At 68.1% G+C, this 22,592-nt stretch carries 14 protein-coding genes; 6 read left to right on the plus strand and 8 right to left on the minus strand.

Features of this window, described 5'->3' with window-relative positions; all coding sequences use genetic code 11:
* Positions 1 to 21 precede the first annotated feature (21 nt).
* From galA to ACW172_RS13470, 4 genes are all read right to left on the minus strand, one after another.
* The gene (galA, locus tag ACW172_RS13455) at positions 22 to 2,484 is read right to left on the minus strand and encodes a beta-galactosidase GalA (RefSeq protein ID WP_492034979.1); all 2,463 of its coding nucleotides are present in this window, start codon (positions 2,482 to 2,484) and stop codon (positions 22 to 24) included.
* A 171-nt stretch (positions 2,485 to 2,655) separates the two neighbouring features.
* Positions 2,656 to 4,455: an IlvD/Edd family dehydratase gene (locus ACW172_RS13460; RefSeq protein ID WP_492031952.1), complete on the minus strand. Its 1,800-nt coding sequence runs from the start codon at positions 4,453 to 4,455 to the stop codon at positions 2,656 to 2,658.
* Positions 4,455 to 5,204, minus strand: coding sequence for an SDR family NAD(P)-dependent oxidoreductase (locus tag ACW172_RS13465; RefSeq protein ID WP_492031953.1), 750 nt, complete (start codon positions 5,202 to 5,204; stop codon positions 4,455 to 4,457). The genes ACW172_RS13460 and ACW172_RS13465 overlap by 1 nt, the downstream gene beginning before the upstream one ends.
* Before the next feature lie 162 nt (positions 5,205 to 5,366).
* Positions 5,367 to 6,137: an IclR family transcriptional regulator gene (locus ACW172_RS13470; protein ID WP_492031954.1), complete on the minus strand. Its 771-nt coding sequence runs from the start codon at positions 6,135 to 6,137 to the stop codon at positions 5,367 to 5,369.
* A gap of 172 nt (positions 6,138 to 6,309) precedes the next feature.
* Here ACW172_RS13470 and ACW172_RS13475 point away from each other — a divergent pair, with 172 nt between their 5' ends.
* The 4 genes from ACW172_RS13475 to ACW172_RS13490 are packed head-to-tail and all read left to right on the plus strand — an operon-like array spanning position 6,310 to position 10,276.
* Entirely contained in the window at positions 6,310 to 7,893 is a 1,584-nt protein-coding gene (locus ACW172_RS13475) for a sodium/sugar symporter (protein WP_492031955.1), read from the plus strand.
* A 9-nt stretch (positions 7,894 to 7,902) separates the two neighbouring features.
* On the plus strand, positions 7,903 to 8,778 hold the full coding sequence (locus ACW172_RS13480; protein WP_492031956.1) for a 2-dehydro-3-deoxygalactonokinase: 876 nt from the start codon (positions 7,903 to 7,905) through the stop codon (positions 8,776 to 8,778).
* Positions 8,775 to 9,416, plus strand: coding sequence for a 2-dehydro-3-deoxy-6-phosphogalactonate aldolase (locus ACW172_RS13485; protein ID WP_492031957.1), 642 nt, complete (start codon positions 8,775 to 8,777; stop codon positions 9,414 to 9,416). Before ACW172_RS13480 ends, ACW172_RS13485 begins: the two co-directional genes overlap by 4 nt.
* Positions 9,416 to 10,276 carry an SMP-30/gluconolactonase/LRE family protein gene (locus ACW172_RS13490; protein ID WP_492031958.1) on the plus strand — a complete coding sequence of 287 codons (861 nt, stop codon included), beginning with the start codon at positions 9,416 to 9,418 and terminating at the stop codon, positions 10,274 to 10,276. Before ACW172_RS13485 ends, ACW172_RS13490 begins: the two co-directional genes overlap by 1 nt.
* A 5-nt stretch (positions 10,277 to 10,281) precedes the next feature.
* Here ACW172_RS13490 and ACW172_RS13495 read toward each other — a convergent pair whose 3' ends face one another.
* Together ACW172_RS13495 and ACW172_RS13500 are read right to left on the minus strand one after the other, a co-directional pair.
* Positions 10,282 to 11,352 (minus strand): DUF2332 domain-containing protein, encoded by a 1,071-nt coding sequence (locus tag ACW172_RS13495; protein ID WP_492031959.1) that lies wholly within the window; start codon positions 11,350 to 11,352, stop codon positions 10,282 to 10,284.
* A gap of 312 nt (positions 11,353 to 11,664) precedes the next feature.
* Positions 11,665 to 11,985: a hypothetical protein gene (locus ACW172_RS13500; RefSeq protein WP_492035032.1), complete on the minus strand. Its 321-nt coding sequence runs from the start codon at positions 11,983 to 11,985 to the stop codon at positions 11,665 to 11,667.
* Here ACW172_RS13500 and ACW172_RS13505 point away from each other — a divergent pair.
* Together ACW172_RS13505 and ACW172_RS13510 are read left to right on the plus strand one after the other, a co-directional pair.
* Positions 11,870 to 13,702, plus strand: a complete 1,833-nt coding sequence (locus ACW172_RS13505) for a methyl-accepting chemotaxis protein (RefSeq protein WP_492031960.1) — start codon at positions 11,870 to 11,872, stop codon at positions 13,700 to 13,702. The two genes, ACW172_RS13500 and ACW172_RS13505, sit on opposite strands and share 116 nt — an antisense overlap.
* A 295-nt stretch (positions 13,703 to 13,997) precedes the next feature.
* On the plus strand, positions 13,998 to 16,538 hold the full coding sequence (locus ACW172_RS13510; RefSeq protein WP_492031961.1) for a TonB-dependent receptor: 2,541 nt from the start codon (positions 13,998 to 14,000) through the stop codon (positions 16,536 to 16,538).
* Between the two features lie 104 nt (positions 16,539 to 16,642).
* Here ACW172_RS13510 and ACW172_RS13515 read toward each other — a convergent pair whose 3' ends face one another.
* A complete protein-coding gene (locus tag ACW172_RS13515) occupies positions 16,643 to 18,910 on the minus strand; it encodes a TonB-dependent receptor domain-containing protein (RefSeq protein WP_492031962.1) in 2,268 nt (755 codons plus the stop codon).
* 204 nt (positions 18,911 to 19,114) lie between these two features.
* Entirely contained in the window at positions 19,115 to 22,531 is a 3,417-nt protein-coding gene (locus ACW172_RS13520; protein ID WP_492031963.1) for a S41 family peptidase, read from the minus strand.
* Positions 22,532 to 22,592: the final 61 nt, after the last annotated feature.

A 22,592-nucleotide genomic window follows, 5' to 3' on the forward strand; every position in this document is an offset into this window, starting at 1 on the left:
CCTCCCCTGTGTCGCCTGATTTCAGGTCGATTGTCTGATGGCGGTGGCGTCGAGCCGCAGAACGGCGGGGCGAAGGCCCTCGGCGCGCGCGGTGACGGTGATGGCGCCGCCCGTGCGGCCGGCTTGAAGAATGGCCTGGGCCAGTCCGTTGAAGAGTTTGCGGCGGTCGGCGCGGTCGGCCTCGTGACTGACCGGATTGCCGTTGCCGACGCCGATGACGCGGGCGTCGCCCGAGACCTCGAACACGACCAGATCGTCGGCGCGTGGGCAGGGGCGGCCACGGCGGTCGACCACGCTGGCGGTGATCATGCCCACATCCTCGCCGTCGGCCTTGAGGGCATTGCGATCCACGGACAGGGTCAGGGCGGCGGGGGCGCCGGCTGTCTCGCGACGCTGGGTCGCGACCAGACGGCCGTTCTTCCAGCCACGCGCCTCCAGCACGCCGGGAGCGTAAGGGACCATCCAGGCCAAGTGGCGGTTGGCGACGACGTCCTTTGATCCGACCGAGCGGCCGTTCAGGAACAGTTCGACGCGGTCGAGATTGGAATGGACCCAGACCTCGACGTCCTGGCCCTCGCGGCCTTCCCAGTTCCAGTGCGGGAACAGGTGCAGCAGAGGCTCGGGCCGCCACCAGGCGCGGTAGTACCAGAAATTGTCCTTCGGGAAGCCGCAGGAGTCCATGGCGCCGAAGTAGGAGCCGACGCTGGGCCAGCGGGCGTAGGGGGTGGGCTCGCCGCGATAGTCGAAGCCGGTCCAGATGAAGCCGCCCGCGATGTAGGGACGCTCGGCCGCGATGGTCCACCATTCCTCGGCAGTCGAGGCCCACCAGGGATGTTCGCGGTCATAGGCCGGAACGATGTGGCCCGGGACGTCCAGCACATATTCGCCACGGGTCGAGACGGTGCTGCCCGTCTCCGTGCCCATGATCGGCTGGTCCGGGAAGCGGGCGTGATAGCCCTCCATCTGGGGCGTGCGGTAGTTGAAGCCGAGGATGTCGACGACGCGTGAGACGCCGGTGTCGAAGTCCTGGTCCTTGGCCGCCGTGACGGGGCGCGAGGGATCGAGCCGGTTGACCATCCGCTTCATGGTGCGGGCGACGGCAGCGCCGGTCTCGGTCCCCTGGATGGCCTGTTCCTCATTGCCGATCGACCAGGCGATGACGGAGGGGCGGTTGCGGTCGCGGCGGATGAGGGTGGCCAGTTCCTTCATCGACTCTTCGTCGGAGGACATGCGCCGGGTCTCGGCGATGACCAGCATGCCCAGCCGGTCGCAGGCGTCCATCAGCTCCGGCGTCGCCGGATTGTGCGAGGCGCGCCAGGCGTTGCAGCCCATGGCCTTGAGCTGAAGGATCCGCCAGTCCTGAAGCGCGTCCGGGATGGCCGCGCCGACGCCGGCGTGGTCCTGATGGCAGCAGGCGCCGAGTAGCTTCAGCGGCTGACCGTTCAGCAGGAAGCCGCGCTTCGCATCAAAGACGGCGGAGCGGACGCCGAAGGCGGTCTCGGTGCGATCCACGACCACGCCGTCGACCTCGACTTCGGTGGTCAGGCGATGCAGTTGCGGGTCGGCGGGCGACCACAGGGGGGCGGTGGGCCAGCTCAGATCGGCCTCGACCTTGCCGTCGCCCCAGCCCTCGAGCGTGAGGGGCTTCTCGGCGCGGGCCATTTCCAGACCGTTGGGGGCGGAGACGATGGCGCGGACGGTGGCGGTGCGTGCGGCGTCAGCCTGGTTGCGGACGGCGACCTCGACCTTGCCGACGGCGCCCGAGCCGCGTCGCTCGGACCGGATGAAGGCGCCGTCGGGGGCGATGTGCAGGGGGGCGGTCGCGGTCAGCCAGACATGGCGATACAGACCCGCGCCCTCATAGAACCAGCCTTCGCCGAGGCTGGCGTCGACGCGGACGACCAGCCAGTTGTCCTGACCCGGACGGGCGACGTCGGTGATGTCGACGGTGAAGGGGGTGTAGCCGCCGGCATGCTCGTCAACGATGATGCCGTTCAGGAAGACGACCACGTCGCGGAAGGCGCCGTCGAACTCCAGACCCAGACGCTGACCGGCCCAGTCCGTGGGGATGTCGAGCTTGCGCCGATACCAGCCGACGCTGTTCTCGGGGTGGTCGCGGCCCAGTGCCTTGTAGCCATGGGCGGCGCGGGGATCGTCCTGATCGTCCTTGAAGCCGCCGGGACCCGGATCATAGGGCAGGTCGATGGCCCAGTCGTGCGGGACCTGAACCGTGGCCCAGGCGGAATCGTCGAAGCTGGCCAGGGCGGCCAGGGCGATGGGCGAACTCTCCGAGCCGCCGGTCTTGGCATAGGTCCTCTGATCGCGGCCGAAGCCGAAATCCTTGTCCATGTCGGCGGCGTGGCCGAGCGCATGCTTCCAGTCGAAGGCCAGCTTCACGCGGCGGCGCGCGATGGCCGTCCGGGCGGAGGCGGGGCGGGAAACGGCGAGGGAAGACGCGACAGCGAGCACGCCCGCGCCCTGCATCAGGACGCGGCGATCAACGGCAGTCGAATGTGAATCCTCGCGCTTCAACGCGGCGCCTCCCTGACAGAACGCAGGCCTGTTCCCGACCTCTTGCAGGCAGGAAACCGCCGCAGCGAAGTTCTGTCAATAAAATAATTTTCATATGCGACGCGATGCGCCGCTGAAACACGGTCAGTGGCTGTCGCGAGGCAGGCCGAGCGTGTCGATGATGCGGTGGTATTTGACGGCCGGTTCCAGCACGGCGCCGGTCTCCAGTTGGCCGACCATGGACCGCTGGATCTCCTGCCAGGGCGTCTGGGAGACGGGGTAGGCATAGCCGCCCGCCGCCTTAAGCGCCGCGCGCCGCTCGGCCAGCTCCGCATCGGGGATCAGGATGTCGGCCCGGCCCGTGTTCAGGTCGATGCGCACCCGGTCGCCGGTCTGGATCAGGGCGATGTTGCCGCCCGCCGCCGCCTCGGGCGAGGCGTTCAGGATGGAGGGGCTGCCGGAGGTGCCGGACTGGCGTCCGTCGCCGATGCAGGCCAGAGCCGTGATCCCCTGTTTGATCAGGTGGGCGGGCGGCCGCATGTTCACGACCTCGGCCGCGCCCGGATAGCCGATGGGGCCGGCGCCGCGCATGACCAGCAGGGTGTGTTCGGTGATCCCGGTCGCCGGGTCGTCGATCCGGTGGTGATAGTCTTCGGGCCCATCGAACACGACGACCGGGCCTTCGAAGGCGTTGAGGTCGTCCGGGTTGGACAGGTAGCGCTCACGGAACTCGGGCGAGATGACGCTGAGCTTCATGATCGCCGAGTTGAACAGGCTGCCGCTGAGGATGACGAAGCCGGCGTCGGTCTTGAGCGCCGTATCGAAGGTGCGGATGACGTCGGGCAGGACGATCTCTGCGTCCCGGCAGTTCTCGCCCATGGTCTTGCCGTTGACGGTCAGGGCGCCCTCGTGGATCAGCCCCTGTCGCATCAGCTCGGCGACCACGGCGGGGACGCCGCCGGCCTGGTGATAGTCCTCGCCCAGATAGGCGCCGGCCGGCTGCAGATTGACCAGCAGGGGCACGTGCAGCCCCTTGGTCTGCCAGTCCTCCAGCGGCACATCGACATGGGCGTGGCGCGCGAGGGCGGTCAGGTGGATCGGGGCGTTGGTCGAGCCGCCGATGGCCGAGTTGACCACGATCGCGTTGTGGAAGGCCTCTTTGGTGAGGATGTCCGAGGGCTTCAGATCCTCGCGGACCATATCGACGATGCGCCGCCCGGTCTCATAGGCGACCTGCGCCCGCTCGCGATACGGCGCCGGGATGGCGGCCGAGCCGGGCAGGGACATCCCCAGAGCCTCGGCCAGGGAGTTCATCGTCGTCGCCGTGCCCATGGTGTTGCAGTAACCGACCGACGGCGCCGAGGTGGCGACCAGATCGATGAAGCCTTCGTAGTCGAGGTCGCCGCGCGCCATCATCTCGCGCGCCTTCCAGATGATGGTGCCCGAACCGGTGCGTTCGCCGCGGTGCCAGCCGTTCAGCATCGGCCCGACCGACAGGGCGATGGCGGGCATGTCGACGGTGGCGGCGGCCATCAGACAGGCCGGGGTGGTCTTGTCGCAGCCGATGGTCAGGACGACCCCGTCCAGCGGGTAGCCGTAGAGGCTCTCGACCAGACCGAGGTAGGCGAGGTTGCGGTCCAGACCGGCGGTCGGGCGTTTGCCCGTTTCCTGGATCGGATGGACCGGGAACTCCATACAGATGCCGCCGGCCTCGCGGATGCCCTCGCGGACCCGCTTGGCCAGTTCGATGTGGTGGCGGTTGCAGGGGCTGAGGTCGGAGCCGGTCTGGGCGATGCCGATGATCGGCTTGTCGGACTGGAGCTCCTCGCGGGTCAGGCCGTAGTTCAGATACCGCTCCAGATAGAGGGCGGTCATGTCCGGATTGTCCGGATTGTTGAACCAGGCGCGCGACCGCAGGGGCTTCTTCAGGGGCTTCACGGTCATCAGTTCCAGCCGCCGTCGACGATGTAGTGCTGGTTGGTGATGGCGCCGGCTTCGTCGGAGCTCATGAAGACGGCGACCTTCGCGATGTCGTCGGGGACCAGGCGGCGCTTGAGGCACTGGTTCTCGTAGATGCTCTTCTCGGTCTCGGGCGTGACCCAGAGCTCGAGCTGGCGCTCGGTCATGATCCAGCCGGGGGCGATGGCGTTCACCCGCACGCCGAACTCGCCGAAGTCGCGGGCGAGGGAGCGGGTCAGGCCGATGACGGCGGACTTGGATGCGGTATAGGCGGGCATGCCGCCCTGGCCGATGACCCAGGAGGTCGAGCCCATGTTGACGATGGCGCCCTTGCCGGTCGCCTGCATGTCGGGAAGCACGGCCTGGGCGGCGAAGAACTGGTGCTTCAGGTTCACGGCCATCCGGCCGTCCCAGTACTCTTCGGTGACCTCGAGGGTGGCGTGGCGTTCGTCGTGGGCGGCGTTGTTGATCAGGACGTCGATCGGTCCGAAGGCGTCGCGCACCGTCTGGATCGCGGCCTTGAGCGCCGGGATGTGGGTCAGGTCGCAGGTCACGAAGCGGGCGTCGGCGCCGAGCTCGGCCTCCAGCCGCTCGCCGCGGGCCACATCGATGTCGAGGAAGCCGACCCTGGCCTTCTGGGCGATGAAGGCCCGGGTGATGGCCTCGCCGATGCCGCCGGCCCCGCCGGTGACGATGACGACCTTGCCGGCCAGGTCAGGATAGATCGCGCCCATGTCGTTTCCCTGCTGCCGGGAGCGGTCTCCGCGGCGTCTTTGATGCTTTCATCAATGAAAGCGATATTGCAGGCAAAAATGGCGGCGCGGCTCCCTCAAGTCAACGGCGGTTACCGAATATGAGGGGCAACCGTCTGATCGGGCCCCGAAATCAGGCCGCGATCAGGCCTGGGACATGGCCGACATCTCCGCCGAGATGGCCCGCACGGCGGCGCGCAGGTGCTCCAGCGAGGCGTCGATATCGCAGGCCGCGCCCGAGTGCTGGATATAGGGGGTGATCAGGGTGGCGATGACGCTGTCCGCGCCCATGATCGGCGCGACCAGATCCGTGACGCCCATGACGAAGTCGCTGGCGCGGCGAACATAGCCCTGGGCGCCCGCCGCCTCCGCGTCGGCGTAGTAACGGGCCAGCCGGTCGGCCGGGTAGAGCGGCTCCAGCCGCGCCTTCAGCGCCGCCTGGGTCCGGTCCGACGCGCAGCCGTAGAAGAGCAGGCCCGACGAGGCGTCGATGATGCTGCGGCGGTAGCCCAGCCGCACGGAATAGCCCAGGTCGCCGGGGCTCTCGATGCGGGCGATGACCACGATCTGGTCCTCGGTCGGGACGACCAAGTGGCAGGACTGCACCGTGTCGCGGGCCAGATCGCGCATGATCGGCAGGGCGCCTTCGGTCAGGGACTTCACCGGCGCCTGGGTCATGCCCAGCGAGAACAGGCGGTTGGTCGGACGATAGCCGTCGGGCGTGGCCTCGATATAGTGCCGGAACTCCAGCACCTGGATCATGCGGAACAACTCGCTGACCGACCGGCCCAGCTCCACCGACATCTGCGACGGCGTCATCGGACGGCCGTGCGACGACAGCAGCTCAAGCACGTCCAGCCCCTTTTCCAGAGCCGGGGCGCGGTATTTGCGATCCTGCTCGTCCTGCATGGTCATCGAGAATCCTCCTGACGTCAGCCTAGGCCGGAGCCGCGGTTCTGACCACAATCATTGTGATCACCAATGAAATGTAGCGCCAGATATAAAAATCAGGTGGACGGTCGCCGGGCCTTGGCCTAGCGTCTCCGCCCACAGCGTCGAAGAACGACAGCCCTTGGGGGGACTCCGCGTGAAACTTGCAGTCATAGATCTGGTCATCCTGGCGATCTACGCCGTGGCGATCTTCGGCCTGGCCCAATGGGTCTCGCGCGACAAGACGGGGGCGAAGAAGACCTCCACCGACTACTTCCTCGCCTCCAAGAACCTGCCGTGGTGGGCCATCGGCGCCTCGCTGATCGCGGCCAACATCTCGGCCGAACAGATCATCGGCATGAGCGGCTCGGGCTATGTGATCGGCCTGGGCATCGCCTCCTATGAGTGGATGGCGGCCCTGACCCTGCTGATCGTGGGCAAGTTCTTCCTGCCGATCTTCCTGCGCAACGAGATCGTCACCATGCCGCAGTTCCTGCAGCAGCGGTACGGGCCGACGATCCGCAACGTCATGGCCGTCTTCTGGCTGCTGCTCTACGTCTTCGTGAACGTGACCTCGATCCTTTGGCTGGGCTCCATCGCCGTGACCACGGTGACCGGCATCGACCAGAACCTGGCCATCGTCTGCATCGCGGTCTTCGCCCTGGCCTATCAGCTGTGGGGCGGTCTGAAGGCCGTGGCCCTGACCGACATCGTGCAGGTGGCCCTGCTGGTCGCCGGCGGCCTGATCATCGGCTTCATCGCCCTGAACCACATCGCCGACTCGACCGGCGGATCGGGCGTCGTCGATGGCTTCGCGACCCTCGTGCATCGCTTCCCCGAGAAGTTCGACATGATCCTGTCCAAGGACAATCCCCACTATCAGCAGCTGCCGGGCATCGCCGTGCTGCTGGGCGGCCTGTGGGTCATGAACATCAGCTACTGGGGCTTCAACCAGTACATCATCCAGCGCGCCCTGGCCGCCAAGTCGCTGCCGGAGGCCCAGAAGGGCATCGCCTTCGCCGCCTATCTGAAGCTGCTGATGCCGGTGATCATCGTCCTGCCGGGTCTGGCGGCCCTGATTATCGCCCCGGGGCTGGCCAAGCCGGACGAGGCCTATCCGACGATGATGAACCTCTTGCCGACGGGCCTGAAGGGTCTGGTCTTCGCCGCCCTGATCGCCGCCATCGTCGCCTCTCTGGCGTCCAAAGTGAACTCGATCTCGACCATTTTCACCCTGGACCTCTACGCCAAGGTCAAGAAGGACGTGTCGGAGCAGAATCTGGTGCTGGTCGGCCGCGTCGCCGCCGTCGTGGCCATGATCATCGGCGTCCTGACCGCCCGCCCGCTGCTGGGCTCGGCCGATCAGGCCTTCCAGTTCATCCAGGAGTTCACCGGCTTCTTCACCCCGGGCATCGTGGTCATCTTCATGCTGGGCCTGTTCTGGAAGCGGGCCTCGGAAGCCGGCGCCCTGACGGCGGCGGTCGGGTCGGTGGTGCTGTCCGCCGTCTTCTGGTGGCTGCAGGACACCGGCCAGTTCATCTTCCCCTTCATGAACCGGGTCGGCGTCGTCTTCGTCGTCTCCCTGATCGCTTCAGTGGTCGTGTCCCTGCTGGTCCCGGCCAAGCCCGACGCCATGAAGATCAAGCTGGACAACATCACCTACAAGACGACGCTGGGCTTCAACCTGGCCGCGGTGGGCGTCATCGCCTTCCTGATCGCCGTCTATACGATCTGGTGGTAGCGGCGGCTTATGACTGAGCTGATCGGCGTAGATTGGGGCACCAGCAACCTGCGTGTCATGCGCCTCGGCGCCGACGGGCAGGTGCTGGATCGCCGGGTCGATCCGCGCGGGGCGGGGCGTCTGACCGCAGACGTCTTCGCCGGAGTGCTGGACGAGGTCGCGGGCGACTGGCTGGGCGATGCGCCTGTCCTGATCGCAGGCATGGCGGGCTCGCGTCAGGGCTGGGTGGAAGCGCCTTATGTCTTCTGTCCGGCGGACGCGGGCGGACTGGCGGCGCAGCTGGCTCGGCCGGTCGCCGATCGGGACATCCGCATCGTTCCGGGCGTGGCCCTGACGCCCAACGGGCTGGGCGACGTGATGCGCGGCGAGGAGACCCAGGCCCTGGGTCTGTTCGCGCCGGGCGAGACCGGCCTGATGGTCGCGCCGGGCACCCATTGCAAATGGATCCGCGTTGAGGGTGGCGCGATCACCGGCTTCCGCACCTTCCTCACCGGAGAGCTGTTCGCCGCCGTGCGCGAGGCGACCCTGATCGGGCGCGGCATGGGCCAGCCGGGCGGCAATGACGCCGCCTTCGACGACGGCGTGCGTCTGGCCCTGTCGGATCCCGCGGTCACCGCCCATCTGTTCAACATTCGCGTGCGGACCTTGGCGGGTCAGCTCGATCCGGACGGCGCGGCGGACTTCCTGTCCGGCCTGCTGATCGGCGCCGAACTGGCCGCCGAGAGCGCGGATCGCGACAGCCCCGTGCGGGTCGTGGGCGAGGAACAGGTCGCGGCTCGCTATGAGCGCGCCCTGGCCCTGGCCGGGTTCGCGCGCGTCAACCGGGTGTCGGGCGAAGTTTCCGTGGCGCGCGGTCTCTATCGAATCTGGAAGGCCTCCCTATGACCCTCACTGTCCAGTCCGCCCTCGACGCCCTGCCTCTGGTCGCCATTCTGCGCGGCCTGACGCCGGAGGAGGCGGTCGGCGTCGGCGAGGCCCTGGTCGAGGCGGGCTTCACCTGTCTCGAGGTGCCGCTGAATTCGCCGCACCCGCTGGAGAGCATCCGCCTGCTACGCGACGCGCTCGACGGGCGGGCGGTGGTCGGGGCCGGCACGGTCCTCACGCCCCAAGCGGCCGAGGATGTCGCGAGCGCCGGCGGCCAGCTGATCATCTCGCCCAATATCAATCCGCGCGTCATTGAGCGGACCAAGGCTCTGGGCCTGTTCTCCATGCCCGGCTTCTTCACCCCGACGGAGGCCTTCGCGGCTCTGGAGGCGGGCGCTGATGTGCTGAAGCTGTTCCCGGCCGAGCTGGCGGGACCCGGCGCGGTGAAGGCGGTGAAGGCCGTCCTGCCCAAGGGCCAGCCCCTCTATGCGGTCGGCGGCGTCGATCCGGCGAATATGGCCGGCTGGCGGGCGGCGGGAGCGGACGGCTTCGGCATCGGCTCCGCCTTGTACAAGCCGGGTCGGACGGCTAGCGAGGTCGGCGCTGTCGCCCGCGCCTTCGTCGGCGCCTGGAGCGTGTCCTGGAGCCCGTCCGCCTGATGACTGCCGAACCTGAGCTGATCTGGGACCTGGGCGCGGAGCTGGGGGAGGGCCCCGTTTGGGACGCGGCCCGGTCCTGCCTGTGGTTCGTCGACATCAAGGGGCGGCGGCTGCATCGCTATACGCCCGCGACGGGCGAGAAGGCCTCGTGGGATACGCCGGACCAGACCGGCTTCGCCCTGCCGGCTGAGGACGGGTCGCTGATCTGCGGCGTGCGCGGCGGCCTGCACCGGTTCGATCCGGCGACGGGCGACTTCACCCTGATCCTGCCGGTCGAGGAAGACCGGCCGCAGAACCGGCTGAACGACGGCTTCGTCGCGCCTGACGGCTCGCTGTGGTTCGGGTCTATGGACGATTCAGAGGAACAGAAGACCGGCGCCCTGTATCGCTGGTTCGAGAGCGAACTGGTCCGGCACGATGACGGTTACGGCGTTACCAACGGTCCCTGCCTGAGCCCCGACGGCAAGACGCTCTATCACCACGACACCTTGGCGAAGACAGTTCTGGCCTTCGATCACGAGGCGGGGGCGCTGTCGAACCGGCGCGTCTTCGCGGTGATGGAGGACGGCTATTGCGACGGCCCCTCGATGCGCGCCGACGGGGTGCTGCACGTCGGTCTGTTCAACGGCTGGGGCGTGGCCCTGTATTCGCCCGAGGGCGAGCGGGTCGGCAAGATTCAGACCCCGGTGCAGACCGTGACCAAGGCGGCCTTCGGCGGCGCTGACCTGCAAGACCTCTATATGACCACGGCCTGGCTGGGGAATGCGGACAAGCGCGCCGAACAGCCGACTCTGGGCGGCCTGTATCGTGTGCGGGTCGAGGTCCCGGGGTTGGCCCAGAACCTGATCAGGCTGCCGTAGTCGGCTTACGCCGCCACCGCCGCCACGACCGCCGGGGCGTCGAGCCATTCCAGCCAGTCGCCGTAGGGATGGCCCTTGGCCAGGACGATGCTTTCGCCCGAGGGCCAGGCGGTCAGGCGCAGCTCGACCTCCTTGCGATCCGCCGTCCATTCATAACCGATCCAGACCAGGGGCCGTTCGGCGGTCGCCCGGGCGCCGGCGCCGGCCATCATGACCGCGATCGTCTGGCGCTCCCAGTCGGACAGATATTGCAGGAACATCGAATGGACGACGGCCCGGCAGGTCCCAACGGCTTGTGGCTCGTCCAGACGCTGGGCCAGCCAGGTGACGGCGTCGGCCTGATCGATGCGCGGTGGGTGGGTCGCCGCGATGCGCAGGGCGGCTTCCAGCCGGCGCGAGCGCTCGGGCTGGTCCGACCAGGTGAAGGCCAGCAGGCGTTCGCGGTGGCCGGGATCGGAGGCGTCGAGCGGATTCAGGTCCACGCCGCGGGCCGAGGCGATCGACACCGGGGCGAAACGGGGCGTCGGGCCGCGCCACTGGGGCGCGATGCGGACCTCGGACAGGGGATCGCCGGCGGCGACCAGACCCAGGTCATAGGCATAGCGGTCGAGATTGAGGTTCAGGCCGCAACTGGCGCCCAGTTCGAGCAGCTCGAAGGGCATGGACTGTTCCAGCGGCGCCGACATCAGACCTGATAGGAGGGCGCCCGCGCGCGCGATCTCATTGGTCTGGGTCGGGCGTTTGATCCAGTCGGCGATGAAGGCGTCTTCTCTGGCCAGGGCCTCGGCGACGGCGCCGTCGAAATCGTCGTGCTCGCGGTGATAGAGGGCCGCCAGGGCGGCGGGGCGGCCGCGCCGCGCGAGGGCGTGAAGCGCGCCGTTGAAGCGCATGGCCAGGGCCGCCGCCGCGGCGTCGCCGGGCCAGGCCGCGACCATGTCCGCGCTGACCGGGGCGTTTTCGAGTTGGCGGTCCAGGGCCTCGAGCACCGAGGCGAGGAAGGGGGAGCCCATGTCGCGGCAGAGATCGGCCTGGCGCAGGAAGGCGTTGCGGCCGCCGATGGTCGTGGGTTTGTCCATCACATCACGATCCGCATCATCAACTACTCCCGATCGGTTCTACGAAGTACTTCGGAAGTATCCGCAACATTGTCGCCCGCGCTGTGTGTGATGACCGAGACGGCCGCATCCACGCGCTTTCGATGTCTCCGCTGCTAAGCCTGGTTCGTTAAATTCAAATAAATCCAAGAGCCGGGCATCCCAGCGTCAGGGCGTGATCCCGGTGTCAGGCCTGGCCTGGATTCAAGGGGCGGGTTGGGCGCGCCGGCGTTTCACGAATGTGATTTAGGTGAAACTACGTAGTTAAAACAAAGATCAGGCGAATTCCCGGAGTCAGGCGGCATCAAGCTTCTGTATTCCGCCGGCCGTTAACCGTCCTTTCAAGGAAATGCTGTCAACCGTGGCTGGTGGGGATGAGCCCGGACGCGTCTGCATGGCGCCGGCGGGATGCTCAAACCCGCAGTCAAACACGGAAAACGAGCTTCGCTCTGGCGGGGCATGCAAAGCAAAGTTGCAAGTCAAGAACATGATCTCTGCGATGAAAATCCCCCGGAAGCTGAGTCTTTCCTTCGTGCTGATCTGCGTATCGGCCGCGATCATGATGACGGTCTTCTTCGGGACGATCTGGATGATCCGTTCCTCGACGGCCAGCAACAACCTGTCCCAGTCCATTCACGCCAACGCCCTGTCGCTGGAAACCGCCATCCTGCGCCAGAACAGCCAGTTCCGGGGCTTCCTGGTGACCGGGGACGAGAGCTACCTCAAGTCCTACTACGAGGGTCGTGACGAATACGACGCCATCTATACCGAGATGAAGACCCTGCTGAAGGATCCGGCCAACCTGAAGAGTCTCGAGGACTCGCACACGGCCACCCTGGCCTGGCGCAAGGATTGGGGTGACCGGATCATCCAGGTCGTTCGCTCGGGTCGACGCGACGAGGCGCAGCAGATGGTGCGCGACGCCGGCAAGAAGGTTCTGGTCAGCGACGCGGTCCTGCCGCTGCGGGACATCCGGACGGCCGAGGGCGAGCTGATCGCCAAGAACGGCAAGAACCAGGAAGACGCCATTGTCACCGCCATCGCGGCCCTGATCCTGGGTGGCATCGCCCTGATCGCGACCGCAATCACCCTGTCGGTCCTGCTGAGCCGCACGATCGCGCGCCCGATCACCGCCCTGACCGCCGCCATGGCCCAACTGGCCCGGGGCGACAATGACATCACCGTCGACGCCGACCGCGCCGACGAGCTCGGCGACATGGCCCGCGCCGTCATGGTCTTCCGCGACGCCGCCCTGGCCAAGGCCGAGGCCGATCTTGCCAAGACCGCCGCCGAGCGCGCCAAGGAGCAGGCGGACCAAGCCAAGCTCGGCGCCGACGCAGCCCAGCGCAAGGTCGTGGAATCCCTCGACACCGCGCTCGCGGCCCTGGCCTCGGGCGACCTGACCCACGTCATCGAAACTCCCTTCGCGGCGGAATACGAGCGTCTGCGCGCCTCGTTCAACAGCGCCGTCCAGGGGCTGGAGCAGAGCATCTCCAGCGTCGCCCGCTCGGCCCAGAGCGTGCATTCGGGCGCTGCGGAGATCTATTCGGCCTCCGAGAACCTGTCGCGCCGCACTGAACAGCAGGCGACCCGTCTGCAGGAAACCACCACGGCCGCCGAACAGGTGACCAGCATGGTCGGCCAGACCGCCCAGCGCGCCGCCGACGCCCGCACCGCCATTACCGTGGCCACCCAGAACGCTTCCGAAGGCGGGGCCATCGTCAATGAGGCGATCTCGGCCATGGACGCCATCCAGTCGAGCTCGGAAGAGATCGGCCAGATTATCAACCTGATCGACGGCATCGCCTTCCAGACCAATCTGCTGGCCCTGAACGCGGGCGTCGAGGCGGCGCGCGCCGGCGACGCCGGCCGCGGCTTCGCGGTCGTCGCCACCGAGGTGCGCGCCCTGGCCCAACGCTCGGCCGACGCCGCGCGCGACATCAAGGCCCTGATCAACAAGTCCTCCGAACAGGTCTCCTCCGGCGTCGGCCGCGTCGGCGACACCGGTCAGATGCTGGCCCGTATCGGCTCCAAGATCGGCGACACCAACGCCCTGATCAGCGAGATCGCCCTCAGCTCCGGCGCCCAGGCCGACAAGCTGAAGCAGGTGAACGGCGCCGTCGCCAGCATGGACAGCATGACCCAGCAGAACGCCGCCATGGTCAAGGAAGCCACCGCCGCCGCGCGCAGCCTGGCTGCCGAGGCCGACGAACTGGCCCAGCTGGTCGCCCGCTTCCGCCTCGGCGACGACGCAGGCGCCGCCCCGGCCGCTTCGCATCGCGACGGCGACTGGTCCGACTTCGGCGCCGAGCCCTACAGCCGGGTCGCCTGACACCTCTCTTCCGCGAATACTGAAGGCCTGATCTCACTTCCGCCGGGTTCGGCGGGGGTGGCGGGCCGCCCTCTTCAGACATTTGTTTCCGTTGCGGAAACGTCCCTCAGGGCTTTCGCGCCCGGTCGGGCGGCCGGGTCGCCGCGCGTCGAGCGTCACAGGTAAACGGAACAATAAAATCCACATAGGTAAATCCCCACGTTGGAAATGATCCAAATTTAACCAACCTATACTACGTTAGACAGTAATACGTAGTCGTAGAACGCAGCTATCCAGAAAGAATTTCGGAAAACTCATGAACTACCTGTACCTCTCGGCGGCCATTCTGCCCCTCCTCGCCGCCGCTCCGGCCATGGCCGAGAACGCCGCGCCCGCCCCGGCCGCCGAAGCTGCCGCGGCCCAGGGCCAGCCGGCTCCTGAACAGACCCCCGTCGTCACCGCGCCCAAGGCCTTCAGCACCGGCGTCGCCAAGGGCCGCGACCTGCTCGACTCCGCCATCTCGGCCAGCACCCTGGACGAGGCCGATCTGCCCAAGGTCGGCACCTCCAGCGTCGCCGGCATCATCGGCAACCTGCCCGGCATCCGCGCCGAGACCTCGGGCATCGACGGCGTGTCCTCGGTGACCGTGCGCGGCCTGCCGCTGGCGGCCGACGGCTCCAAATATCTGCAGATCCAGGAAGACGGCCTGCCGGTCCTGGAGTTCGGCGACATCCACTTCGGTTCGACCGATATGTTCCTGCGCGCCGACATGGGCCTGTCGCAGGTTCAGGTGATCCGCGGTGGTTCGGCCTCGACCTTCGCCTCCAACTCGCCGGGCGGCCTGATCAACTTCATCTCCAAGACGGGTGAAGAAGAGGGTGGCGCGGTCATGGTGACCTCGGGCCTCGACTACGACCTGAACCGCGTCGACTTCGACTATGGCGCCCCGCTGGGCGACGGCTGGCGCTTCCACGTCGGCGGTTTCTATCGCCAGGGCGAAGGCCCCCGCGACATCGGCTATGACGGGTTCAAGGGCGGCCAGTTCAAGGCCAACCTGACGCGCCAGCTGGACCACGGCTATGTCCGCTTCTACGCCAAGTATCTGGACGACCGTCAGCCCAACTACGCCCTGTTCCCCCTGGTCGCCTCGGGTTCGAACAGCGATCCGAGCTTTGCCAGCCTGCCGGGTACGGACGGCCTGCGCGACACCACCCTGTCGAACGACACCGCCCTCTATAACGGCGTCGACCAGAACAATAATCCGACCACCTTCGACCGCCGCAACGGCGTGCACGGCGTGGTCAAGTCGGTCGGAGCCGAGGGCCAGTACGACATCAACGGCTGGACCATCTCCGAGAAGCTCCGCTACTCGCGGATCTCGGGCGAGTTCAACGACGACATCTCCCTGGTCGCCATGCCGGCGACCTCGCTGATGGCCGCGTTCGCCGGCCCGGGTTCGCGCCTGAGCTACGCCACCGGCCCGAACGCCGGTCAGGTGATCGCCAGCCCCTCGACCCTGAACGGCAACGGCCAGCTGCAGATCGGCGTCTACGCCAACATGGATCTGAACAGCCTGGACAACATCACCAACGACCTGCGCGCCTCCAAGGTGTGGAACGTCGGTGAAGGCAAGCTGACCACGACCTTCGGCCTGTACGCCTCGTCGCAAGACGTCGACATGTACTGGAGCTTCGCCAACGCCCTCGAAGGCTACACGACCGGCGGCCAGGCCGTCCGCTACAACCTGACCACGGCGACCAACATCCCGGTCACCGACAACGGCATGATCGCCTACGGCTTCGCCACGGCGACGGCGCTCTACACCTACCACCAGCGGTACGACGTCAACTACAAGACCCTGGCGCCCTATGCCTCGGCCAACTACCAGATCGGCAAGCTGGCCCTCGGCGGCAGCATCCGTCTGGACCACGGCGACGTCAGCGGCACCCTGTACGGCGCCGCCCTGGGCGGCGGCCGCGTGGGCCAGGCCACGATCGACGTCAACGGCAACGGCTCCATCAGCCTGCCCGAGACCAAGGTCGCCGTCCTGCCGCTCGCCCAGCCGGGCAATGTCGACTACGGCTACGACTATGTCTCCTACTCGGTCGGCGTGAACTACCGCATCGCCGAGCCGGTCTCGGTCTTCGGCCGCTACAGCCGTGGTGGTCGCGCCGCCGCCGAACGGCAGCTGTTCTCCCCGACGCAGTTCGACTCGACCACCGGCAAGCTGGTCAACTCCGACACCGGCTATGGCGAGGTCCAACAGGCCGAGGCCGGCGTCAAGTTCCGCCAGCAGGGTCTGACCGCCTACGCCACCGCCTTCTGGGCCTCGACGGGCGAGACCAACTCGCAGATCGGCGCGGACTCGACGGGTGCGCCGAAGGTGATCAGCTTCACCCGGGACTACAGCGCCACCGGCATCGAGCTGGAGAGCGAGTACAGCCACGGACCGTTCAGCATCGCCATCGGCGCCACCTACGCCAAGGCCAGCATCGACAGCGACTCGGCGAATGCGGCCCTGGTCGGCAACCGTCCGCGTCACCAGCCGGAGCTGTTCTACAACATCCGTCCCGAGTACGAGCACGGCATGTTCACCGTCGGCGCCACGATCAACGGCACGACCAGCAGCTATGCGCAGGATGACAATGTCCTGGTCCAGCCCGGCTATGTGATCGTCAACCCCTACGTCTTCGTCCGGCCGGTCCGGAACATCGAAGTCGGCGTCACCGCCTTCAACGTGTTTGATGAAGTCGCGATCGTGAACATCGGCGCCAGCGCCATCCCGGCTTCGGGCGTGGTCCAGGCCCAGACGCTGAACGGCCGCACCATCTCGGCCTCGCTGCGCTACACCTTCTGATCACCCGGAAGGACAACACTCTCCCCCAAGTGCGTCCCGCGTAGAGTAGGAGAAGCCCGCCCCCCGGCGGGCTTCTTTGCGTCTGGAGCCGAACCGGTCGCGGATCAGCCGCCGGTGGGGGCGCCGCCGAAGTCGAACTGCTCGGGCTGACGGCGCTGGCCGCCGCCGAAGGTCCAGGTCAGGCCGACATAGGCCGCCCGGCCGGCGAACTGCCGCTCGGTCCGCTCGCGGAAGGTCGGGGTGTCGTAGGTGGTCTCGTCGCCGAACTGGTTGAACAGGTCGCGCACCGTCGCCTGGAAGGCCAGGGTGTCGTTGAGCTTGCGGCGGTAGCCCAGGTTGACCATGCCGCCGCCGTCGCGCGTGCCCTGGGCCAGCAGGGACTCGCCGTTCCACTGGGCGGCGATCTGGACGAAGTCCTTGGGCGTCGGCTGCCAGTTCAGGTTCACCCGGCCCGAGACCTGGGTCCCCGACCGGTCGGTCGCGCCGGGGATGCCGGCGGCGTCGATCTCCTGGCGGAAGACGTTGACGCTGGCGTTGTAGCGCAGGCTCGGGATCAGGGCGCCGTTGGCCACGACCTCCAGCCCGAGGTCGCGCCGGGCGCCGAGGTTCTCGGGACGGGTCAGGAAGACGCCGCCGCCGATGTCGCTGGCGACGTCGGTGAAGGCCTTGCGCGTGTCCCGGAAATAGGCGGTCGCCTGATAGAAGGTCTGGCCCGAGCGGCGCTGCCACATGGCCTCGAAGGCGTCGGTCTCCTGCGGTTCCAGGTTCGGATTGCCCGAGCGCACGTTCAGGGGATCGACGTAGGAGACGAAGGGGTTCAGCTGGAACGGCTGGGGCCGCTGGATGCGGCGCGAATAGCTGGCGCGCACCGTCTGGTCGTCGTCGAGCTTGTAGGAGACGTGCAGGGTCGGATAGGCGCGGAAATAGTCCTGGGAAGCCGAGACGCCGTTGCTCACGGCGTTGACCTCGATATCCGCCTGTTCCAGCCGCAGGCCGAACTGGGCCGACAGCTTCTCGGTGAAGGGGCGCTCGTAGGTGGCGTAGAGGGCGTGGACCGCCTGCTCGGCCTTGAAGCGGCTGGACAGCGCCGGGACGACGGTCAGGCCGGCCGCGCTCACGCCGCGGCTGACGGTGTTGTCCTGACGCGGCTGACGGACTTCGAGCTCATAGCCGAGCCGCAGCCGGGCCTCGCCCATCGGCCGGACATAGGCGCTGCTGAAGGCGGTGATAGTGAAGCCGCCGTCGTTGGACACCCGCTCGTAAGAGGGCGCGCCCGCCGGAACGGAAGGGAAGGCGACCGTCGCGAGGTCCAGGGTATTGTCGCCCTGGTCGATGCGCAGCTCATTGGTCCATTCGTGGCCCTGGTCGTCGAACCGGTGCAACAGGCGGGCGGTCACGCCCTGGTTGCTGAAGGTCTGGTCGACGTCGCTCTGGCGCGTATAGGCGGCGTTGATCGCGCCGGCGGCGTTGCGGCTCTCGAAGCGGTCTTCGATGCCGCCGGTGTTGTGGAAGTCGGCGCCGCGGACCTCCAGGCTCAGCTGGTCCTTGCCGGTGAGCTTGTATTCGAGGCCCAGGCGGCCGTTGAAGCCGTCGACGTCGGCATTCACGACCTGGTTCAGGCGCGAGGGCAGGAACTGGCCCGAGACGGTGTCCAGCTGCGCGCGGTCGCGGTCGATCAGTTGTTCGATGGTGTCGTGGCGATAGCCGACATCGCCGGACAGGGTCACGGGGCCGCGCGTCTGCGAACCCGTCAGCCCCAGATTCCAGCGGCCGTTGTCGCCGACGTTGGCGCGGATCGAGCCGGTGGTAGTCATGCCGGGCTTGGGCTGGTTGGGCTTGGAGATCAGGTTGATCACCCCGCCCGAACCCTCGGGGCTGTAGGCGGCCGAGGGGTTGGTCATGACCTCGATACGGGCGAACTGGGCGGCCTGCATCTGCTGGATGGCCTGGGCGCGGCCTTCGCCGGTCAGCACCCCGGCCGGACGACCGTCGATCAGGATGGTGACGTTGCTGTCGCCGCGCAGGGAGACGTTCCCCTGAGGATCCACGTCGACCGAGGGCACGTTGCGCAGGGCGTCGGCCAGGCTGCCGCTGGAGGCCTGAAGGTCGTTGGCCAGGCTGTAGCTGGTGGAATCGATCGAGCTGTGGACGGCGTCGGCTCGGCTGGTGACGACCACGTCGGTGACCGTCGAGGCCTGTTCCTCCTCCTGCGGCGCGGGCTTGGCCGGAGCCTGGGCGGGGGCTTGGGTCTGCGCCGGGGCAGGGGGCGTGGCCGTCTGGGCCATGGCCGGCAGGGCGAGCATCGATGCGGCCATCGAGGCGGTCAGGGCCGTGGCGGCCAGAAGAGCGATCCTGGAGGGGGAGGCGGTCATGGGCTGGCATCCTTCGGGACCCGCGACGGTCCCGGCTGAGAGAGACGCCGTCCGGAAGGTCGCGCGTTGAATCGCGCGTGTGGCCCGGCGGCCGGGGCGAGTATCAGCCGCGGCCGCGCGCCGACCAGTTACATCGGCGAAAGGTAGATTGCTTATCCTTCATGTTGGGCGGGCCCGCCGACACTGGCGAGGCCCGCCCCTGGGTCAGCGGCGCGGATAGACCGGGTAGGGCGGCCGGTGCGGCTCGGCCGGGGGATTGGCCTCCAGCTGACGCAGGGCGATGGCCACGGCGGTCTCGAGCTGGGGATCATGACCGGCGGCGACGGCCTTCGGGTCCTGATCGACGGCCACGTCAGGCGCAACCCCGGCGTTCTCGACCTCCCACTGGCCGGCCGGGTTGAAGAAGCCGACATTGGGCGAGGTCACCTGGCCGCCGTCCATCAGCGGGGGCATGTCACCGATCCCGACCAGTCCGCCCCAGGTGCGCTTGCCGACCAGGGTGCCGACCTGGTTATGCTTGAACATCCACGGCAGGGCGTCGCCGCCCGAGCCCGCGACCTCATTGGCGATCATCACCTTGGGACCCAGCACCGCATGGGCCGGGGTGCGGTCGATGGCGCCGTAGCGCGGCGACCACCAGCTCTGCAGTTTCCGCTGCAGGACCTCGATGACGTAGTCGGCCATCTGGCCACCGCCGTTGAAGCGTTCGTCGATGACCGCGCCCTCGCGGTCGCTCTGGGCGAAGTAGTAGCGGTTGAAGCTGGTGAAGCCGCCCATGCCGGTGTCGGGCAGGTGGACATAGGCCAGTCGCCCGCCAGACAGTTGGTCGACCTTGCGCTGGTTGCCCTCGATCCAGTCGAGGTAGCGCAGCCGGGTCTCCGAGCCGATCGGGGAGACGGTGACGTCACGTGCCCCCACGCCCGAGGCCGGGCCGAGCTTAAGCACCACCATCCGGCCCGCCGTGCCTTCCAGCGCGGCCTGGATGTCCATGTCGGCGGTCACCGGCATGTCGTTGACCGACAGGACGCAGTCGCCGACCCGGGCGTTGACGCCGGGCAGGGCCAGCGGCCCGGTCACGTCCGGCGAGAAGGCGGTCGGGCCATAGATCTTCGAGATGCACCAGCGGCCGCCGGTGATCTGGTAGTCGGCGCCCAGCAGCCCGCCCGGCACGCGCCGCGCCGAGGGGATGGCGCCGCCCGAGCCGCGCAGGTGCCCGACCGACATCCCGGTCAGGGCCTCGTGGAAGACGTAGTTCAGGTCGCTGCGCGCGAGGATGGCGTCGGCATATGGCTGCAGCTGGCGCTGCACGGCGGCCAGGTCCGAGCCGTGGAAGTTGGGATCGTAGAAATAGGCGCGCTGCATGCGGAACAGCTCGGCGTACATCTGGCGCCACTCGGCGCGGGGGTCGACGCGAACGTCCAGCTGGTCGAACGAGACCCCGCCTTCGCCCGGCTTGACCGGGGTCCCGGAGGCGACGACGGCCCAGGACGGCGGACGCGGCGGCATGCCCGGCGCGGCGTCGCCGCCGCCCGAGCGGGTCGAGATCAGCATCTTCTCCCCGTCCGCCGACAGTTCGAAGCTGGTCACGCGATCGGCCAGCTTCTCGACCTTGCGGTCCTTGAGGGTGAAGCGGTTCAGCGCCGTGTCGGTCGAGCCTGAGCCCGCCGGGCCCGTCTGCTCGAGGAAGTAGATCACCCCGGCCTTGCCCGTCTTCAGGCTGGAATAGGCGCGGGCCGGGATGGGCAGGGCGACGGTGCGGCGCTGGATGTCGTCCAGCGAACGGCCCGCCAGATCGATGCGCGTCGGCTTCGGCGCAGCCGCGGCGGGCGGCGTCGCGGCCGGGGCGGGCGTCGGGCCCGGCGTCGGGGGCGAGGCCTCGGGCGGCGCGCCTTCCTCGTCGCTCTGCGGCGCGACCGGCGACAGGACCCCGGCGTCCAGCGCGATGGCGTAGACCGACTGGGTCGGGGAATAGAGGTCCGAACTCATGTCCAGGCCGTAGGTCACCGCCCCCGAGTTGTTGCTACCGAGGAAGTAGAGGTACTGGCCGTTGCGGTCGAAGGCGGGGCTGTGGGCGTCGCCGGCGCTTGAGGTCAGGGCGGTCGAGGCCTTCGTCGCCAGAGCGTAGAGATACAGGGCCGTCAGCCGGTTCTCGCCGTTGCGCGAATAGACCAGCCACTGCGAGTCCGGCGACCAGGCCATGTCGGACGAAACCTCGGTGAAGCCGCCGTGGGCCTGGGCCTCGCCGACCTGGGTCACGATGCCCGTGGTGGTGTCCAGCACCCAGTTACGCAGCTTGTTGTCGTGGAAGGCGATCTTCTTCGAGTCGGGCGACCAGATGGGGTCGAAATAGTAGGTCGGCTCTGCGGACAGGGCGAACTTCCTCACCTCGCCCTCGCCGTTCTGGGGCGAGACGTGCAGGGCGTAGAGGCCGCTTTCGTCCGAGAAGTACGCCACGCTGCGGCCGTCCGGGCTCCAGGCCGGGCTGCGCTCCATGACGCCCGGAGTGTTGGTCAGGTTGCGGACCGCGCCCCGGGTCGTCGGGGCCGACAGGATCTCGCCGTGGGCCTCGACCGCGACGCGCACCGCGCCCGGCGACAGGACCACGTCCTGGATCTGGTCGCCGACGTTCTGGATGCGCGGCCGCACGTCGGGCATGTCGGCGGCGACGTCGATCCTCAGCGCCTGCGGCTGGCCGCCCGGCGTCAGGGTGTAGAGGTCGCCCAGCCGGTCGAAGATCAGGGTCTGGCCGTCGGTCGACAGCGACCGGATCGGCGGCCCGTCATTGCTCCAGACCGGGGTCACCGCCCGCGTCGCCGGATCATAGCTGAAGACGGAGATCGGCCCGGCCCGGTCGGACAGGAAGTAGATCCGGCCGTTCAGCCAGACCGGGGACATGTCGTTCGACCCCTCGGCCTGGGGCACCTCGACGGTGTCGAGGCCGTTCAGGGTGGTCAGCTTGATGGTCGAGGCCCGGCCGCCGCGATAGTTGCCCCAGGCCGTGTAGTTGCTGAAGTCGAAGCCGAAGGCGGCGGCGAAGGGGCTGTAGGCGATGGTCCTGCCGTCCGCCGACATCTGGCCCGTATAGGCATAGGGCAGGGGCAGGGCCTCGGGCGCGCCGCCGTTTGCGGAGACCGAGAACAGCTGGGTGTAGCGGCTGGCGGCGGTGCGGTTCGAGCGGAACAGGATGCGCGATCCGTCCGGCGACCAGCCCACGACCGTGTCGGGCGAGGGGTGCCAGGTGACGCGCTTCGGCAGGCCGCCCGTGACTGGCACGGTGTAGACGTCGACATTGCCGTCATAGTCGCCGGTGAAGGCCAGGGTCGATCCGTCGGGCGAGAAGACCGGCGTCGATTCGACCCCGACGCCGATGGTCAGGCGCGTCGCCCGGCCGCCCGCGCGCGGCACGGTCCACAGGTCGCCGCCGTAGACGAAAGCGATCAGGTTCGCGCTGATCGCCGGCTGCTGCAGGATGGCCGCCGAGGCCGGCGGCTGGGCCGAGGAGGCCGTCGGGGCGACGTTCGCCGTCTGGGCCAGGGCCTCGGGAGCCAATGCGGACAACAGGGCGACGGCGCACGCGCCCCCCATGACGTGAGACGCCAGACGAAGACCGGACACGGCCATGGACAACCCCCTTTGCAACAGCGGCGGCGATAGTTGTCGAGGAACCAGGGCATGGCAACGC

Source organism: Brevundimonas sp. ALps5, assembly GCF_058681645.1.